Origin of the sequence: Vibrio sp. RC586, from assembly GCF_000176715.1 — a bacterium.
Taxonomy (GTDB): Bacteria; Pseudomonadota; Gammaproteobacteria; order Enterobacterales; family Vibrionaceae; genus Vibrio.
The window spans coordinates 170,801-189,699 of sequence record NZ_ADBD01000010.1 but is presented as its reverse complement, the minus strand read 5'-3'; the positions used below and the strand labels follow the sequence as shown (position 1 = coordinate 189,699).

Below are 18,899 nucleotides of genomic sequence, written 5' to 3'. Positions count from 1 at the left end.
TGATAATGAGTAATTTGAAGTGTGCGATGCGAGTTAGCCATTTCAATAGAAAGGCGCTAGAGATCAAGAAGTCACCGTTAATTGGTAGTGACAAAATGTAACTGTGATAATCTTGCTTGGTTTTTGTAAGGGAGAACAACATCTTGCTACTGGATATCGTTACGCAAAGTGTCAATGAATTTCAGGTGGATTGCCTCAGATTGTGTGAGAAAAACTATCCTACCATCCATAACCAAGGAATGAGTGAACACCATTTAGGCTTAGCATTTGCGAGACGCCTTGCGCGCACCTTGAGCGAATTTGGCCACCCTTGCCAATACACACCAATTGAATCGATTTATCAGCGTGATCTCCCCCATCACTTTCGTGTAACCAGTGATGTTGGAACTGTTTGGATCTTAACTCACCATTTAATGAGTGCAGGCAAAGCATGCCGAGCAAAGTTAATGCGTGATATCAGTCAATGGAAACAAGAATACGCTTATGCTATTCAACCCAATGATTTGCTTTTATTGCTCAATGATCATTGGATGGGACGAAGCCAAAAAAGCCGAGAGTTACTGCATTGGTGGACAGGGCAATTGCCTGATGAAATGGATGAATACCATGCTCAGGGGATTGCCTTGCAAGAAAGTGACTCGCAACTCACCCAAACGTTAGAGCATTACTACCAAATTAGCCCTTGTTTTATTAAATATGGGCACCCCCTTAAACGCTCCAAAAATCAGCAACTAGTACGTAAATATATCCAGCTTTACGCTGTTCTACAGTGGAGTTAATCGTTTACTCATGCATTTTACTCGTACATACATGATTACCAGTCTTTCAAAATAGTGAAGCTGGTCGATTTTTATAAAACCTTTTTGCGCACAGCAAACAAACTCATTCATTGAGCACCGCAATATTACTGATTAACGCATTTTCACCGAATATTTATGTGATCCCTATCATCCACAACTAAGGGCATGTTATTTAAGGTGATGTTCAAGAATCAGTCCTTCTAATCAAGACTGTTTATTACTTAATTTAGCGCAAAAAACAACATCCATACTTCATGCTATCGTATGGCTTCCCATTTGACAGGCTGCACGTTTCACCAATAACATGGCGTACGTCAAAAGTAATATTTCTGGGAAACGTTGTGCTGTTTTCACCCTAGGATGCTTAATTTGTATGGTTCTGACTGATAAACAACAATTTCTCGACTGCATCCACTACGATGAGAATGGAGAATATTTTGCAAGATACAACAACCTTACGTTACGTAGTGTCTTTCAACCCATCTTCGATAAACAACACCAGATTGTTGGCGCTGAAGCTTTAGTTCGAATTTATACCCAGCAACATTCTCAAGTTAGACCTGACCTGTTTTTTCACTCAGATGCCTTTTCCGCTACCGATAAATTAAATGTCGAACGCCTAAGTCGAGCTATTCACATCCGCAATTTTAGCCTCTCCCCTTACCGTGAAACTCGCTTATTTCTCAATGTATTACCTGTCGCTGGCGAACAATTTGCTTATTGCGATATCAGCTCAACATTGCTTGCCACTCGGTTGGCAGAGCTCAACATTCCTCACCATCGAGTTGTCATGGAATTGGTTGAGGTTGAATCCGGTGATGAAGAAATGCTGCAAGTCGCCACCGAAAAACTTGTTGCTAATGGGTTTCAAATTGCTATTGATGACTTTGGCTGTAAAGCATCCACTCCCGCACGAGTGGCGATGCTACGTCCGAACATCATAAAATTGGATAGACAGTTGTTACTCGATTTCATGGCGGGCGATTGTTGCGGTTTACTTGCTGGTCTACAGCTAGCAAACAATACTGGGGCGTACACTGTTGTTGAAGGTATTGAAACAGCGGAACAACTGGCGGCGATGCAAAAACTGGATATCCATATGTATCAAGGTTACTACCTCGCACTGCCTGAAGGTATCGCTCAGTCCATTAAGGTCGTTAACGCTAATTGAAGCTCTGACTCATAAGAAATTCTATTTGGTGATGCGGATTAAGGGAGAACATAGTCTCCCTTTTAGCACTCAATACATCGTTAAACCTTAAAACGACCAACCAACTTATCAAGATGTTCACACTGTATATTTAAACTTTCACATGCCGTTTGTGCCTTACGAACCATATCGACCATCTGTTTTGAACTGTCTGCGTGATTGCGAAAAATTCACCAACGAAACCAAAAGAAAAGTAATTAAAATAGTTACAACGGGTAGAGTCAGTTTGAATTGAATCTTCATCATCATGTCCAACGTCAAAATGGAATGCTATTTTCTAAAACTAAATCTCATCATTCTTTGACGTGTAGGATAATTTGCACATTGCTTACGAATTATTTGAGCCTATTTTGACTCGAAAGCTCAATTTCTCAGCAACAAATCCTGTTAGACAATCTGATTCTTTACAGCATCATCGTTCAGACGCATACTCTTCCGGTAGAAAATGGGGTGTAGTTAGGTGGTGGCAGATGGTATTTAAAGCAGTAATGGCCTTTTGGTCTTTCATTGTGCTGATTACCTTATCGCTATCTCAAACTCTCCATGTGCAAGAGTTCAATACTCCTCTTCGTTTTACATCTAACAAAGTTGAGCACCAAGCACCTCACACCAAACATCCATTTGCAATTCTATCTACTCGTATTTCCCTTAACCGTTTTCTGAGTATTTCTTCTCAGGATGGTCAAGAACCGTTTAGTTCTGTGGAAAAAGTTCACACTTCGCTGAACATCAACCCAAGTTGGCTCGATACACCTCATGCCATAACAACACAACAGCTTGCATTTCTGAATCTCAGTGCAATGACGCATACGCGCAAATCTTGGTTATTCATCAATCTTTATTCTCGTTACGCTCACGCTTAACGGAGCCTCTTTCTATTCCTGTACTCATTTGACTGTTGTTGGCAAAAACCAATGTCAACGGAGTTCAATACACTCCCAAGTCATACTGAGAAACTCCATTTTTACGAACAAAAGAGGATCACGGTTTGGATTCAATACTCTCTATTTTTAGCGCATTGTGGAATCAAGATATTATTGCATTACAACAAGTTAACTTACTAATGTTGTATTTTTGCTTGGGCTTACTGATTTTTCTCGAAAGTGGTTTTTTACCTGCAGCACCTTTACCGTGCGATAGCGTGATCGTGTTAAGTGGTTCACTCGCTGCTGCCGGAGTTTTGCAGCTACATTTGGTGCTGATTACCCTATTTCTGGCAGGTTGGTTAGGAAGCCTTATTGCGTTTTACCAAGGTTATCAATTGAAACACTGGCGAGTTGTCAACCGTTGGTTGGCTAAAGTGCCTGAAAAACAACTGACCGCAACAGATAACTTACTGCATCGCTTCGGGTTGGTTGCTCTGTTCTTTGGACGTTTCTTCCCTGTCGTTCGTTCTTTATTGCCAATGGTGATGGGTTTACGTAATTGCGTTAAACCGCTGCAGTTCTTTTCAGCTTCTGCTATCAGTGCTCTATGTTGGATTTTATTCTTGGTCGGTGCAGGCTTCGGTATTTCTCTTTTACCAGCCAAACTCGAGCTTTTTGCCACCAAGCTACTGATGATCGCACCCGTATTTACTCTAGTGCTCGCCGCACTGACCTTACTAACGAGTGCCGTAATGAAGAAGCGCGATCGCAAAGTAAAAGTCATGGTAAAAGACTAAAAGAAACAGCCCAAGGATATGGGCTGTATTTATTTGAATGTTCACATTAACCCGTTGTGAACATTACCAATCGCTGAAGGTTAACGATCTCTACAGCCGAAAGTGATGGTTTGAGGAGGAGAACAAGAAAAGGGGTTCATATGAGCAATGTCACCCACTTAAGAGCGAGTGGCTTTTTTCTCTCTGGCTATCGCTGGATACTTTAAAGCTTTCTTCAATACTGCCCGAGGGTAAGCTTTCCTTTTTTTGTTGGGCAATATCAGCCGCTTTCCATTTTCTCAAAGCATTTCTAGCGCCTTTGGGATAGCACCAGGGCTTCTCCCGTCAGACCAGATAAATTCATCTTGAATGAAGTAAAGTGCGTTGATGAAGCTTATCCTCAACGACTCAACTTTATGCTCTGCGGCCGTAGCTCGTCCGGTCTGCTTGACGGCTTCTTCAACCCATTCCAGAGGATATGTTTAGAAAGCGCATTGATATGATGGTCTTGGCAAAACTCAGCCATGACATGTAACTCTTTGGAAAACTCAGACATAAAAAAATCGGCCTCAACAATGTTGAGACCGATTATGAAGCCCGCGTAGGATCGTTCAATTACTTAAAACGATCGGCATTACTCATATGAGCCCCGTAAGTGCGATGGTATTTGGGAACATTAAGAGTGACGATCAGTGCCATCGATTTGAGACATATCTTGCTCTAATGCGGTTGATTCAACAGACTCATCATTGGCTAGCGGAGAGCTCGGTACTGCGTCACCGCGTAACGCTTTTTGAAAAGAGCGAATCGCATAACCCGCATCTTCACCTATGGTTCGCAATTTCTTTGTGCCGAAAACCAGCGCAACAATACATCCCAAGATTAAGAGCTTACCCACACTGATTCCACCCATATTGTCCTCTTCTTTTTTAATGTGTGTTTACAACGTAGATTTCAGACCATGCAGAGTGCACGTAAACAATCCCACTAAAAGTTCACGCCTTACCTGTCCTTAACCTGTGAAGCAGTGTAGCGAACCCTGTATAAATCGGTTGTATGGATAAGGCATACATCTGTATAGATTTTATAAAGATAGTTTTATTTTACGTGCCTATTTATCCACTAAACGGTAACCGACCCCATTTTCTGTCAAGATGAAGCGCGGTTGCGCGGGATTGTCTTCCACTTTATGGCGTAACTGCGCGACATGGATGCGCACATAGTGATGATGCTCGACATAATTACCGCCCCACACTTCTTTTAAGATCTGCTTGTGTGTGAGCACCTTTCCCATATTTTTTGCTAACAATTTCAAAATGTTGTATTCGGTTTTGGTCAGTTTTACTGGCTCTCCGGCCTTAGTGACTTGCTTTAACACAAGATCCAACACCAGATCCCCCAATTCAAAACGAGTCTGCTCTACGCTTTCGATGCTCGGCGCTAAACGCAACGCCACCCGAATACGAGCCATCAGCTCTTCACTGCCAAAGGGTTTAGTCAAATAGTCGTTCGCGCCGGCATCTAGTGCTTGCACTTTATCCGCTTCTTTTTCTCGGGCAGAAATCACCATGATTGGGGTTTGCGTCCATGCTCGCAATTCTCTCGTCAAACTGATGCCGTCTTGATCTGGCAAGCCCAAGTCCAACAGGATCAGATGCGGGTTCCAATTCGCCACCAGATGCAGCCCTTGCTCTGCCGTGCTGGCCACTTTCACTTGATACTCATAACCAGAAATAAGCACAGTCAAAAACCGTTGAATTGGCGCTTCGTCTTCAATAATGAGGATCTTAATTTCACTGTTCATACAGTTCCTTTAAATTGTATTGGCGGCAAGGAATCGTCACCGTAAAACATGCGCCCCCAGACTCTCGATTATGTACCCGAATCGAACCTTGGTGAGCCGCAACAATCACTTGGCAAATCGCCAAGCCAAGCCCCGTTCCATCAGCATGATTGCCTTCCACACGATAAAACCGGTCAAAAATTCTAGGCAATGCCTCATTGGGGATGCCCGCGCCGTTATCCATCACCGCCAGCGTAAATTGCTGATCTTGATAAGCACAAGCGATCTCAATTTCGCTGCCTCTAGGTGTATATTTCACAGCATTTTCCACTAAGTTAATCAGCACCTGTTCAATCAGTAAGCTATCAAGCTCAACCAACATCGGTTGACTCTCAATCTGTACTTTGTGATGGGTTAATCGCGGCGCTAAGCGACTGAGCACCGTTCCAATCAACTCCTCTGGTTCAACCCAATCTAACTTAGGTACTAGCGCGGTTGCCGTATAGCGGGTGATATCAAGCAGTTTGGTCAAACTGCGATTTAACCGCTCGCCTTGCTCAGCAATTGACGTCAGCAGCTCTTGCTGGGTTTCCGTCGAGAGGTGAAGACTCGGATCGGTTAAAGTGGTAGCAGAGCCAATGATCGCGCCAAGCGGTGTTTTTAGATCGTGCGAGACAGACGCGAGTAACGTTGTCCGCGTACTTTCCAGCTGTTTCTCCGCTTCCACATGAGCCAAGGTGCGATGCGCATGAGCCCTTGCTAGAGAAAGAGTCAGAAGAGAGCGTACCCAAGGTGCAATTTTAGATTCACGCCGCAAAGCCTCTGGGGATGCGAAGCGCTCATGGGGATAACGTAGGAAATAAATGGCCCCAAGGATTGTCCCACGATCCACCAAGGTGAAGCCATTGACCTGCTCATCTTGCACCAAGGTTGATGTGCTATCAGTCGAAAGAGGCTGCGGTAGTTCAATTGCTGCAACGGGGAAATCAGGGTGCTGCGCCGCCCATTGCCACTGCGGCTGGTATAGCGCTATCGCACTGACTATCCCCTTCTCTTTACTTAAAAATTTGACGGTGGCTTGAGCAATGTCTTCACTGGCACTGAGTGCAGAAAGGTGGCAAGCAAGTTCATAGTACTTCTTGTGTTGCTGCTGCAGGCGCTTATTTTTCTCTATTTGCTTGCGCTGAGCCTGTGTTATATTCACCGCGAAAATCCCACTAAAAGCTAACACCGCATAGGTAATCACGTACTGCGCATTCTCAAATCGGAACGATTGATAGTCCGGTAGCAGAAAGTAGTGATAATCGATGATGCTTAATCCCATCATCAAGTAAGCGTTGCGCGGTTTGAGTACTGATGCGCTCAAGATATTGAGCAGCAAAAACAGCATAGCCACATCAGTCTCAATCATATCTTTGCGGTACATCACACCCACGACAGTGACCATGGCGTACAGCGCAACCAGAATCAGCGCTTTGTGTGCTTCATTAAGTCTTGTCACCACTGCTTCTTAATCCTGTTGGTTCGTGATCTCGTCACCTAGGTGGCCGGATCATACATCTTCCATCCTCCATCGCAAACGCTGCGATACCGACAGAGGTGAATTATGACTTGGATTACTGACGCAAATACGGCCGTTGCCCGCGTTGCTTATCAACTGAGTGAAGTGCTAGCCGTCTACCCTATTACACCGAGCACCAGCATGGCCGAAAGCTGTGAACAATGGGCAAGCCAGCAAAAGAGCAATCTGCTGGGTGATGTACCCAAACTTGTGGAAATGCAGTCGGAAGCAGGCAGTATTGCGGTTGTTCATGGCGCCGCTATGAGCGGTGCACTTGCCACCACCTTTACCTCATCGCAAGGTTTATTGCTCATGATCCCAAGCTTATACAAGCTTGCTGGTGAGCTGACGCCTTGTGTCATTCATGTGGCGGCTCGCACTGTTGCAACCCATGCGTTATCCATTTACTGCGATCATTCGGACGTGATGGCCATCCGCCAAACGGGCGTTGCAATGCTCTGCGCCAGTAATGCGCAAGAGGCGCAAGATCTGGCCGCCATTGCCACTTTCAGTGCTTTACAATGCCGCTTACCGTTTGTGCATTTCTTTGATGGATTCCTCACCTCACACGCCATTACCCAGATTGAACCGCTCTCCGAAGAGGCGTTATCTGCACTGCTACCCATGCCAGCCTTAGTTGATTTTCGTGCCCGAGCCTTAACGCCCGATCGGCCAACTCTACGCGGAGCCACTGCCGATCCCGACAGTTACTTTCAGTGTCGCGAGGCTCAAACGCCGTACCATCAAAGTACGCCTGAACAGGTGCAGAACATCATGAACTGTTTTGAAACACAGACCGGACGCCGCTACCAGTTGGTCGAGTATATCGGTCATCCGCAAGCACAATCTGTGATTGTCGCAATGGGATCTTCCGTCGACACCATCAAACAAGTCGTCCTTGCCGGCGTTCAACAAGGTGAGCGGATTGGCGTTATTCAGATCCGACTATATCGCCCTTTTCCAAGTCAAGCCTTACGGGATGCGCTTCCAGCCACGGTGACTCATATCAGCGTATTGGATCGCACCAAAGAACCGGGCAGTCACGGCGAACCGCTTTATCTTGACGTTTTAAGTGCCTTGTATACCCAGAGGGCAAACTCGATCCGACTCTCTCGCGGTCGCTATGGGTTATCAGGAAAAGCGTTTTTCCCAGAAGATGTCGAAGCGATTTTCACCATGATGCAAGCTCCCGAGCAGGAGCAAATGCACGAGTTTGTGGTGGGTATTGAAGATGACGTAAGCCAACTTACTCTACCGAAAACGATTTCAGCGACGAGAGATAAGCCCTATCAAAGTGTTCTGATGTATGGCTATGGCGGCGATGGGAGTGTCAGTGCGGGAAAAAATCTGATTAAAACCCTAGGCCAAAACCGGCATGTACAGGGTCAGTTTGAATACGACTCCAAAAAATCTGCCAATGTCACCACGACACATATCCGTTTCAGTCAGCAACCGATCACTGCTCCCTATCCGGTTCGTCACGCTTGGTTGGTTTCGCTCAGCAATCTGAAACTTCTCCATGAGCGTAATATTGCCAGCAAGCTGATCGCCAATGGCTATCTGTTGCTCAACACCGCACTGACGGGGCAAGCACTGTGGGCCGCTTTACCGCCCGCATTGCAAAGTCGCCTTCAGGCTTTATCGGTTCAAGTGGCCACCATCGATGCCGATGGCTTGGTTGAGCGCCATCAACTCGGCAATAAAACCAGTATTGTGATGCAAGCTGCGGCGGCTCGATTGTTAAGCCAGCATACCGAACAGGCGTTATTGACCCCACTGGAAGCGAGTCTAACCGAACAGCTCAAACACCGTTCAGCCCAGCAACTGATACAAAGCCTGCAATGCCTGAACCAAGCGTACCAGTCGGTGTGTGAGATGCCATTTGCGATCCCAAGTGAAACAACGGTGGCCATCCAAAGCCAGCCGAAGATTTGGGGCGCGAGCTTAGTTGAACAGTTGCTGGCGGGGAAAGGCGATGCGTTACCTGTCTCGGCTTATCCGGCCGATGGAGTATGGCCTACCAATACTTCGCAGTTAGAAAAGCGCAATCTTGCTGAACAGCTGCCGGTTTGGGAAACCGATCTTTGCACTCAATGCGGTTACTGCGTCGCGATTTGCCCGCATTCGGCGATTCGTGCCCGCATTGTGAGTGAAACCCATCCCACCTTGAGTGAGTTAAAAAGCCAGCCTTATCGCTCAAGGCAGCAACCCGATGCGCATTATGTACTGCAAGTGTCGCCGGATGACTGTACTGGCTGCCAGTTATGCACTCAGGTTTGCCCAGCAAAAGATCGACAAGAGCCAGAACGTAAGGCATTGAATATGGTTGAGAAGAACCTCAGTTATCAGTCAGAGCAACAAAGATTCACTTATTTCCAAGCCTTGCCGAAGCAGTCGGCTTATCAGCAGCAGCGAATTGATGTCAAAACATTGCAGCACGTTGAGCCCTATTTTGAATACCCGAATGCCTGTGCAGGATGCGGAGAAACGCCTTATATCCGTATTTTGACTCAGTTATTCGGCGATCGATTGATGATTGCAAACGCGACAGGCTGCTCCTCAATTTTTGGCGGTAATCTACCCACTACGCCTTACAGTCAGGATAGTGATGGACGAGGCCCTGCTTGGGCCAACAGCCTATTTGAAGATAATGCCGAATTTGGCTTGGGCATGAATATGGCACTGGAAGTCTTACAATCGCGAGCGCAGCGTTTGCTAGGCGGACATACCCCACAATCTCCGCTTCCCGATCTAAGATCGCAGATTGCTGAGCTGAAGCAGCGACTTCCTGCTCACTCTGAAGATCAACTGCTGGCCGATTATTTAAGCGAAAAAATGGTGTGGATGATAGGAGGTGACGGCTGGGCTTATGATATCGGCTTTGGCGGACTCGATCATGTGATGCGCAGCGGACGTAACATCAACATTCTGGTTCTGGATACGCAGTGTTACTCCAACACTGGTGGACAAAAATCCAAGTCCACCCCGCAAGGACAAACCGCGAAATTGTGCAGTTTACCCAATCCAAGTCCAGCCAAAGATCTGGTTAAACTTTACCAAGATCTGCCCGGTGCGTTTGTGGCGAGAATAGCCTTGGGTGCCAACATCAATCAGACCATAAAAGCGCTGCAAGCTGCAGGTGAACATTCTGGTCCATCATTGGTTGTCGCCTATTCGCCCTGCATCGAGCACCATTACGATTTGGCACACAGTGCACAAGTTACAAAAGAGGTGGTGAAATCTGGCACATGGCCGCTGTATGCAGGCATCGCGCAACAAGATTAGCCTCGCTCCCCTAGCGAAAAACTAGGGGAGCCTTGTAAAGGCTAAACCTCAGAGCTAAAAAACCGTTCAATCTTGAACGGTTTTTTCGTGCGAGCCTTACATCTCTCGATACACACCCATCTCAATTAGGCGATCAGGGGGAATATTCAATCTTTCCGACGTTCTCAGCGCATGTTTGCTCATCTGAATAAAGAACCAGACTTTCAGGTCATGCCACATCCCCAGTTTTTGTACTTTCAATCGCTCTGAAGAGAGCAAAAAGAGCGTTTCATTGGGATGCAAATACAAGCCTTTTAGACCGCAGCAATGCATCACTTGCGCCATATCTGGCTCCTCTTGATAACCGGTATGGATCACCACTTGCCAAAAACTGGCCGAGACCTGCTCTATCTCAGCTCTGCGACATGGGTGAACCCTTGGCAGCGCTTCATATTGAAAGGTCATCAAGATATTTCTTTCATGTAAGGTCTTGTTGTATTTGATATTGTGCAGCAGCGAGCGCGGCACATGATTCAGCGAGCGAGACAGATAAACGGCGGTTCCTGTGGCGCGTTGGAAAGACTCTTCCTCCAATGACTGAATCATCGCCGAAACTGAGAGCTCGTTACCGGCAATTTCCAACAAACGTTGGCGCTGCTGCTGCCAGATATACATGACTATAAACACCACGCATCCTAAAAGCAGTGGCAGCCAACCACCCTCCATCAATTTAGTTGAGGTCGACGCTAACAGCAGAGTATCCATGCCAATAAACACGATCCCAATCGTGACGACTCGCGGCCATCTCCACTGCCATTGATAACGCGCAACCAAAACCAACAGCAGTGAAGAGATCATCATGATCGCCGTGACCGCAATACCATAGGCAGCCGCTAAGTTGGCGGATGAGCGAAAACGCAACATCACAAAAATCACGGCCACAAACAACAACATGTTCGCCGCGGGCACATAAATCTGCCCTTGTGAATGCTCTGAAGTATGCGCAATTTTCATCGGCGGCAAATAGCCATAATTGATGGCCTGTCTCGCTAACGAAAAGATCCCAGAGATGACCGCTTGCGAAGCAATAACAGTGGCAAACGTCGCCAGCAAGATCAAAGGCCACAACCAAGCTTTAGGTGCAAGGCTAAAGAAAGTAGAACCTGTGGGCTCAGACAGGGTAAGCAGATACGCCCCTTGCCCAAAATAGTTGAGCAGCAAACTGGGCATCACCAGTGCAAACCACGCAATGCGGATCGGCTTAATCCCAAAGTGCCCCATATCGGCGTACAGTGCTTCAACCCCAGTCACTGAAAGTACGACTAAGCCCAAAATAAACAGGGTGTGCTGTCCATGAAGCAAGACAAAATGCACCGCATACGCTGGGTTGAGTGCACGTAATACTTGGGGCGCGTGCCAAATTGCATGGGCACCGAGTAAAGCCAGCACCAAAAACCACAGCAACATCACTGGCGCGAAAAAGCGCCCGATACGCTCGGTTCCCATCGCTTGCACCGCAAACAGCGCCACAATGATCATCATGGCAATGGGCAGTACATAAGGAGCCAAGTCAGGTTGCGCTACCGCAATCCCTTCCACCGCCGAAAGTACTGACATGGCGGGCGTTATCACCGCTTCACCAAAGAAAAAGCCCGTCGCCAAAATCCCAAGTAACATGGCAATCCGCCGCCAACGGTTGGGAGCATTTTGTTGAGCAATGGCGGATAAAGTCAGAATACCGCCTTCGCCATTTTGATCGGCGCGCGTCACCAGCAAAAGATATTTAATGGAAACGATCAGGACAAATGCCCAAAACACCAAAGATAAAATCCCCAACACATTGTCAGGGTTAATCGCGAGTGGATGATGACTGAAGAACACTTCTTTAAAAGCGTAAAGAGGACTGGTTCCGATATCGCCATAGACGATACCCATTGCCAGAAAAGCCAAACCAGTTGTCGTTTGTTTTGCAGGTTTCATCGTTATCAAGCACACATGTGCATCCTTAATTACATAACTCAAGGCATGGTAACGAGCCAAATTTAAAGAAGATGTATAAAAGCATCTGTCGGGTATAAAGAAAATATATAGAAATCCCCGTTCCCACGGCTCTCGCCTAGCGGTGTAATTCATTGTTCGGGTTTATGGCGATTCCCGCATTCTTCGTAAAGTGTTAGCATTGGCGCATTCCAATGACCATAGCGTCACGGAGTTGAGAGCGAGGTGGCTCCTGCTGACTCCATGTTAAGCATCATTCTTATCTCTCAACTCATTTAAGACTGTATTAAAAGGCTAATTTTTCAAATGGTTAACAACTCAATCCAATGGTTTCCGGGGCACATGCACAAAGCACGCAAGGAAATCGAAGAAGCGATTCCGCAAGTCGATGTGATTATCGAAGTGCTTGATGCGCGTATTCCTTTCAGTAGCGAAAACCCGCTGATTTCGCATATCCGTGGGGAAAAACCTTGTGTGAAGGTACTGAATAAGCGCGATCTTGCGGATCCTGAGTTAACCGAGCTGTGGATTGCCCATCTTGAGCAAGAGAAAGGGGTGAAAGCGATGGCGATCACCACATCCAATCCGCAGGAAGTACACAAGATCCTCGAACTGTGCCGCAAGCTCGCTCCACAGCGTGAAGAGATCGGCAAAAACATTCGCACCATGATCATGGGCATTCCGAACGTAGGGAAATCAACCATTATCAATACCTTAGCGGGTCGCGCAATTGCTCAAACCGGAAACCAACCCGCAGTGACTCGTCGTCAACAGCGCATCAATCTACAAAACGGAATTGTGCTTTCTGATACTCCGGGAATTTTGTGGCCAAAAGTGGAAAACCCTCATAGCGGTTTTCGTTTGGCGGCCACTGGCGCGGTGAAAGATACCGCGATGGAATACGATGAAGTGGCGTTTTACACCGTCGAGTATCTGGCTAAGCACTACCCAGAAAGATTGAAAGAGCGTTACCAAATCGATGAACTTCCAGAAACCGATGTTGAATTGATGGAAGAGATCGGTCGTAAGCGTGGCGCACTCCGTGCGGGCGCGCGAGTGGATCTGCATAAAGCCTCTGAAATCCTACTGCATGAGCTGCGTCAAGGTGTGCTTGGACAAATCACCTTGGAACGTCCAGAAATGATCACCGAAGAGTTACAACAAGTTGAAATTGATGAAGCGCTGAAAGCCGAAGAGAAAGCCAAACGCAAAGAAGAGCGCCGTAAGCGTTATCTGCGTAACAAGCGTTAATCGTTCCGCGCATAACAGAAAGGCGAGTATTACTCGCCTTTTTCACAAATCTTTTTCGCAAAGAAAGGCATGTGATTTACGCCTGTGGAATGCCTGCAATCTTGAGCAGTATGCTTTCTAACTCGCTCCAAGGCATCAGTTGTGAATCAATCACTTCTAAGCGTGATTCAAAACCTTCTAGACTCATTTCAGTCACAGAAACCACGCCATTCGCCACGTTGAAAGCGTAACAACCGCGATCGGTATTCAGTACCCCTTTCACTCGCTCGGCGGTTAAATCATTCAGCAGTTGAAACAACAGATCAAAGTTAAACTGGTACTCCGCACCAAATAGCCAACCACAACTAAAATAGCCTTGGCCGCGATTTTCTTTGCGCAAAAATGGCTGTTGAGGTGCAAGCTGAAATTGCGGCTCATCGGCTGCATGGTGGTGATGATGGGCGTCAATATGAGTGGATGCATGACCGGCCAAACGCGGCATATCCAGTAACTCTATAGGGAATTGCCCTTGCTTGATGAGCTGACTAAAGGTTTTGGCAGGTGTTTGGTCCGTAACCCAATCATTAAAGGCATCAATGTCACTACTGCTGCACTGATCGACTTTGTTCCCCAAAACAATATCCGCACTCGCCAGTTGGTCGTTGAAATTTTGGTTACTGCGGTATTTATCTATGCTCAAGTGGCGTGGATCCATCAACGCAATCGTGGCTTTTAAATCCACATAAGGCTGATACTGTTCAGAAATTAACGTGGCGACCACTTGCTTAGGATGCCCTAATCCTGTGGGTTCGATAATGAAACGATCGGGCTTTTGACGCAACAAGGCGTTAATGCCAACGGACATTGGAACCCCAGCCGTACAGCACAGACATCCACCCGGTACTTCTTTAATCATCGCACCCTGCTCGCTCATGATGGCACCATCAATACCAATCTCACCAAACTCATTAACAAGCACAGCCCATTTTTCATGCGCAGGTTTAGTGGCTAGCAGGTGCAAAATAGCGGTGGTTTTTCCAACACCTAGAAAACCCGTAATAATGTTAGTCGGAACTCGATTGTTCATGCTAATTCTCCTTTTGGCGGCAGTATATCCAAAAGCTTTTGAAGAAGCAGTTTCAAATTTTATGGCTGTGTAAAAATCCAAAATGCAAAAGGCGCACTGTAAAGAAAGCGCGCCTTTTTCCTCGTGTACTCAATCGTGAGTTTTTGCGAATTCGCTTGGCTCTGTTTGCAAGCGTCTCTTTAACGAGGTACTGATATGAACGTTTTGATTCCATCCAAATTGTCTGTAAGGTTCCATATCCTCCATAAGAAATGTTCTCACTAACCTTACGCTTTAACTATGGTACATAACGCTAGATTATCAAGGTGGCTATGCAATTTTCTGACGAAGATCTCACTATTTATGGAACTATCCAATAAATCAACCATATATGAAAATCAAAATTTCATGTTTATCGCTATAGTTGAACCAGTCAGGGCGTATAATTCTCGCACTCCCTCCCCTTTAGCAAGCATAAGGCACTAAAAATATGTCGAAAAGAGAGATACTTATCACTAGTCTGCTGGCAAAAATGCCGAAAGATTCGATCAATCAATTTCTCTCAAAAGACAAAACGCCACTCTCTGTGTTGTTTTTATCCTTGCTAGTGGGGATATTAGCGGGCCTCGTTGGAACCTATTTTGAGCAAGCGGTACATCTAGTTTCAGAAACACGTACTGACTGGCTAAAAAGTGAAATTGGGAGCTTTTTACCTCTGTGGCTTGCTGCATTTCTTATTAGCGCTCTTTTAGCGTTTATTGGCTATTTTTTAGTGCACCGCTTTGCACCTGAAGCGGCTGGCTCTGGCATTCCAGAAATTGAAGGGGCAATGGATGGTATGCGCCCTGTGCGTTGGTGGCGGGTTTTACCAGTGAAGTTCTTTGGAGGAATGGGAGCGCTAGGCTCTGGCATGGTACTTGGTAGAGAAGGTCCAACCGTACAAATGGGAGGTGCCGTTGGGCGGATGATCTCCGATATTTTCCGAGTAAAAAACGAAGATACACGACATTCATTACTGGCCGCGGGGGCTGCAGGAGGTCTTGCTGCCGCATTTAACGCGCCTCTTGCCGGTATTATGTTTGTGATCGAAGAGATGCGGCCACAATTTCGTTATACATTGATTTCTGTTCGGGCGGTGATTATCGCGGCGGTCGCAGCGAATGTGGTGTTCCGCTTCATCAACGGACAAGATGCCGTGATCACTATGCCGCAATACGACGCCCCTAATTTATCAACGTTAGGACTTTTCTTACTCCTCGGCGCTTTATTTGGGGTATTTGGAGTTCTGTTTAATTATTTGATCACCTTGGCTCAGGACTTGTTCGTCAAATTTCATCGCAATGACCGAAAGCGATATTTATTGACGGGATCATTATTAGGTGGCTGTTTTGGTTTACTCCTCCTCTATGTTCCCGAACTCACTGGGGGCGGTATTAGCTTAATTCCAACCATCACTAACGGTGGTTATGGTGCGGGCATTTTATTACTGCTGTTTCTCGGGCGAATTCTTACTACTTTGCTCTGTTTCGGGTCAGGTGCTCCCGGTGGAATTTTTGCACCTATGCTAGCACTTGGCACACTCTTTGGTTATGCGTTCGGTTTAATCGCTAAGGTGTGGTTTCCTGAACTAAATATTGAGCCTGGTATGTTTGCGATTGCTGGTATGGGGGCGTTATTCGCCGCAACCGTTCGGGCACCGATTACTGGGATTTTATTGGTCATTGAGATGACCAATAACTATCACCTTATTCTTCCGCTTATCATTACTAGCTTAGGGGCTGTGATTTTTGCTCAGATGCTCGGTGGACTACCGATTTACAGTCAGTTGCTACACCGTACTTTGAAAAACCAAAAGCTACAGCAGCAAGATCTTCCACCTCAAAATCCCGTTTCATAAAAGTCAATTTGCCTAACGCATAATGAAACCAGATAATAGCCGCTCGCAAAATGAGCGGCTTTTTTCATTAAATTCAGGACATTTCAGCAAGGAGAAGCAATTGAATTGGTATAGGTTTACCCAAGTGCAAAACGTGCCCCCTTCACAAGCAGCATTGGCATTAGGAATGATCGGGCTGGGCCACGCTTGGGTGCTCTATTATCCACCACTTGGGTTAATACTTCGTCCTTACTTGGCATTTAGTGGTGCCTTGTTACTGCTGCCAGTATTACTTAAATATCTGAATTGGCAAACGTTTATCTCCGATCTAAAGCATCCCATCTCTGGGAGTTTAATGGCTCCTATGAGTATGGCACTACTGATTTTGTGTGATTATCTTGCCATCCTTTCTCCTTTTATTGCCTACCCGATCTGGGCTGCCGCATTGTTACTGCATTTGACTATGATGATACTGTTCTTCTATTTTCAGCTTCGTCAGTTCAAACTTGCCAATATTGTCCCTAGCTGGTTTTTGTATCCGGTAGGGGTAATTAGTAGCTCATTGGCGGGAACCCAATTTGGTCACACACTCTTTTCTGAAACCCTAGTGAATGTTTGCATTGCGATCTACTTTGTGATGCTACCTGTCGTGCTCTATCGGTTGGTATTTGCAGGGACCCTGCCCAAACGAGCACGCCCAACTTTGGCTATCATGGCCGCACCAATCAACTTAACACTCGCGACTTATCTGGTTAACTTCCATCAGCCAGACCCCATTTTAACGGGAGCACTCGCCGGCATCGCCATCACCATGACGCTGCTGATCTATCTTTGTTATTTACGCCTGTTACGGTTGCAATTTCAGCCTTCAATTGCCGCTGTAACTTTTCCTTCTGTGATAAGCGCTGTAGCGATGCAACGTTTAACGGAATTTTTTTCAACTCAGCATCCCCAATGGTACTGGTTACACTATTTTGGTTTTTTAGAGATCACGATTGCGACTATTTTGGTCGCTTGGGTTTCTTGGGGTTACCTAAAAATGTATTGGCCTGAGCTATTTAAAAATAATTTAGCAAGCTCTTAATTTATTTTTAATGTCAGGATATTCTTCGGGGTAGAGCCCCTACCCCTAATGATTATTTCTAACCTCACCATGGTAGATTATCAATTATTCTACGTTGTTAACTAAATTGATTTTTACCAGATGACAGCCTTTTTTAAATAAGCAATATATCACTCGTCAGCTGGCATTAAATAATTTAGAACTAGGATATATTGTAATGAATAGACCACATCTTCCTGATTTTATTCAGGATAAGATTAATCACTATATTGAAAATTTTATTGCTATAAACAAAAATGGGAAACATTTAGTATTAGGCAAACATGCCAGCAAAGAGGATATTATTTTACAAAGTAATGATTACCTTGCTTTAGCTAACCATCCATTAATTAAAGCTCACTTAGCGAAATCACTACTTGAAAATCAGCAAAGCCTATTTATGTCTGCGATATTCTTACAAAATGATGATGATAAGCCCGCAATCGAAAATCGGTTGGCAAATTTTACGGGGTTTAAAGAATGTCTATTATCCCAATCAGGTTGGTGTGCTAACGTTGGTCTATTGCAGACAATTTGCCAACCGAATACAAATGTATATATCGATTTCTTTGCTCACATGTCCCTATGGGAAGGCGCACGCTACGCGAATGCCAAAATACACCCTTTTATGCATAACAACTGCGAACATCTACGTACTTTAATCCGGCGTCATGGGCCTGGTATCATTGCTGTCGACTCTATCTATAGCACAATAGGCACCTTGGCACCGTTAGCTGAGTTAGTCAAAATCAGCCAAGAATTTGGTTGTGCTTTGCTCGTTGATGAATCTCATTCGTTAGGCACGCATGGGCCGAAAGGTTCAGGGTTACTCGCAGAGTTGAATCTTACTCATGAAGTCCATTTTATGACCGCAAGTTTAGCCAAAACGTTTTCATATCGGGCAGGAGCGATTTGGTGTAACAATGAAGTGAATCGCTGCGTGCCTTTTATCAGTTACCCTGCAATTTTTAGTTCCACCTTGCTTCCTTATGAGGCTGTAGGGCTGGAAAGTACGTTAGATATTATTGAATATGCGGATGATAGAAGACTGCATTTAGAACGGATGGCAAGAAAATTACGAATTGGTCTAACCCAACTTGGTTTGACCATTCGTAGTGAAAGCCAAATTATTAGCCTAGAAACTGGAGATGAAAGAAATACCGAAAAAGTACGTGATTTTTTGGAGAATAATGGATTGTTCGGATCTGTATTTTGTCGCCCTGCCACCACAAAAAACAAGAATATCATTCGCTTTTCGGTTAATAGTGATATTACTGATGAAAAAATAAGGCGAATAATTCAAATATGCTCTGAGGCTGTGAAGTGTACAGAGTTTTACATTCGATAGCTAAAAAACATCTTTTCGA

General features: G+C 45.6%; 14 protein-coding genes. 9 read left to right on the top strand and 5 right to left on the bottom strand.

What is annotated here, in order from left to right:
* Positions 1 to 143 precede the first annotated feature (143 nt).
* From VOA_RS07175 to VOA_RS07190, 4 genes are all read left to right on the top strand, one after another.
* On the top strand, positions 144 to 779 hold the full coding sequence (locus VOA_RS07175; protein WP_000923236.1) for a hypothetical protein: 636 nt from the start codon (positions 144 to 146) through the stop codon (positions 777 to 779).
* A gap of 394 nt (positions 780 to 1,173) precedes the next feature.
* On the top strand, positions 1,174 to 1,971 hold the full coding sequence (locus VOA_RS07180) for an EAL domain-containing protein (RefSeq protein WP_000244535.1): 798 nt from the start codon (positions 1,174 to 1,176) through the stop codon (positions 1,969 to 1,971).
* Between the two features lie 356 nt (positions 1,972 to 2,327).
* A complete protein-coding gene (locus VOA_RS07185) occupies positions 2,328 to 2,873 on the top strand; it encodes a hypothetical protein (protein ID WP_198006592.1) in 546 nt (181 codons plus the stop codon).
* 125 nt (positions 2,874 to 2,998) lie between these two features.
* Positions 2,999 to 3,673 (top strand): DedA family protein, encoded by a 675-nt coding sequence (locus VOA_RS07190; RefSeq protein WP_000377285.1) that lies wholly within the window; start codon positions 2,999 to 3,001, stop codon positions 3,671 to 3,673.
* Between the two features lie 655 nt (positions 3,674 to 4,328).
* Here the strand turns inward: VOA_RS07190 and tatA are convergent.
* From tatA to VOA_RS07205, 3 genes are all read right to left on the bottom strand, one after another.
* A complete protein-coding gene (gene tatA / locus VOA_RS07195; protein WP_000508977.1) occupies positions 4,329 to 4,565 on the bottom strand; it encodes a twin-arginine translocase TatA/TatE family subunit in 237 nt (78 codons plus the stop codon).
* 198 nt (positions 4,566 to 4,763) lie between these two features.
* Positions 4,764 to 5,456: a response regulator gene (locus tag VOA_RS07200; RefSeq protein ID WP_001083603.1), complete on the bottom strand. Its 693-nt coding sequence runs from the start codon at positions 5,454 to 5,456 to the stop codon at positions 4,764 to 4,766.
* Positions 5,446 to 6,939: an ATP-binding protein gene (locus tag VOA_RS07205; RefSeq protein WP_000258670.1), complete on the bottom strand. Its 1,494-nt coding sequence runs from the start codon at positions 6,937 to 6,939 to the stop codon at positions 5,446 to 5,448. The genes VOA_RS07200 and VOA_RS07205 overlap by 11 nt, the downstream gene beginning before the upstream one ends.
* A 102-nt stretch (positions 6,940 to 7,041) precedes the next feature.
* On the opposite strand from VOA_RS07205, the gene nifJ reads away from it, so the two are divergent.
* Entirely contained in the window at positions 7,042 to 10,281 is a 3,240-nt protein-coding gene (gene nifJ / locus VOA_RS07210; protein WP_000219879.1) for a pyruvate:ferredoxin (flavodoxin) oxidoreductase, read from the top strand.
* 96 nt (positions 10,282 to 10,377) lie between these two features.
* Here nifJ and VOA_RS07215 read toward each other — a convergent pair whose 3' ends face one another.
* The gene (locus VOA_RS07215; protein ID WP_000801204.1) at positions 10,378 to 12,240 is read right to left on the bottom strand and encodes a potassium transporter Kup; all 1,863 of its coding nucleotides are present in this window, start codon (positions 12,238 to 12,240) and stop codon (positions 10,378 to 10,380) included.
* Between the two features lie 324 nt (positions 12,241 to 12,564).
* Between VOA_RS07215 and ylqF the strand changes: the two genes are divergently transcribed.
* The gene (gene ylqF, locus VOA_RS07220; protein ID WP_000247909.1) at positions 12,565 to 13,509 is read left to right on the top strand and encodes a ribosome biogenesis GTPase YlqF; all 945 of its coding nucleotides are present in this window, start codon (positions 12,565 to 12,567) and stop codon (positions 13,507 to 13,509) included.
* Positions 13,510 to 13,585: 76 nt separating this feature from the next.
* On the opposite strand, the gene VOA_RS07225 is transcribed toward ylqF, so the two are convergent.
* Entirely contained in the window at positions 13,586 to 14,575 is a 990-nt protein-coding gene (locus VOA_RS07225; protein WP_001065405.1) for a CobW family GTP-binding protein, read from the bottom strand.
* 469 nt (positions 14,576 to 15,044) lie between these two features.
* On the opposite strand from VOA_RS07225, the gene clcA reads away from it, so the two are divergent.
* From clcA to cqsA, 3 genes are all read left to right on the top strand, one after another.
* Positions 15,045 to 16,451: a H(+)/Cl(-) exchange transporter ClcA gene (clcA, locus tag VOA_RS07230; RefSeq protein ID WP_009356026.1), complete on the top strand. Its 1,407-nt coding sequence runs from the start codon at positions 15,045 to 15,047 to the stop codon at positions 16,449 to 16,451.
* A 100-nt stretch (positions 16,452 to 16,551) separates the two neighbouring features.
* Entirely contained in the window at positions 16,552 to 17,514 is a 963-nt protein-coding gene (locus tag VOA_RS07235) for a TDT family transporter (RefSeq protein WP_032468311.1), read from the top strand.
* 196 nt (positions 17,515 to 17,710) lie between these two features.
* Complete coding sequence (cqsA, locus tag VOA_RS07240; RefSeq protein ID WP_001081497.1) at positions 17,711 to 18,880, top strand: alpha-hydroxyketone-type quorum-sensing autoinducer synthase; 1,170 nt, start codon at positions 17,711 to 17,713, stop codon at positions 18,878 to 18,880.
* The last annotated feature ends 19 nt before the right edge of the window (positions 18,881 to 18,899 follow it).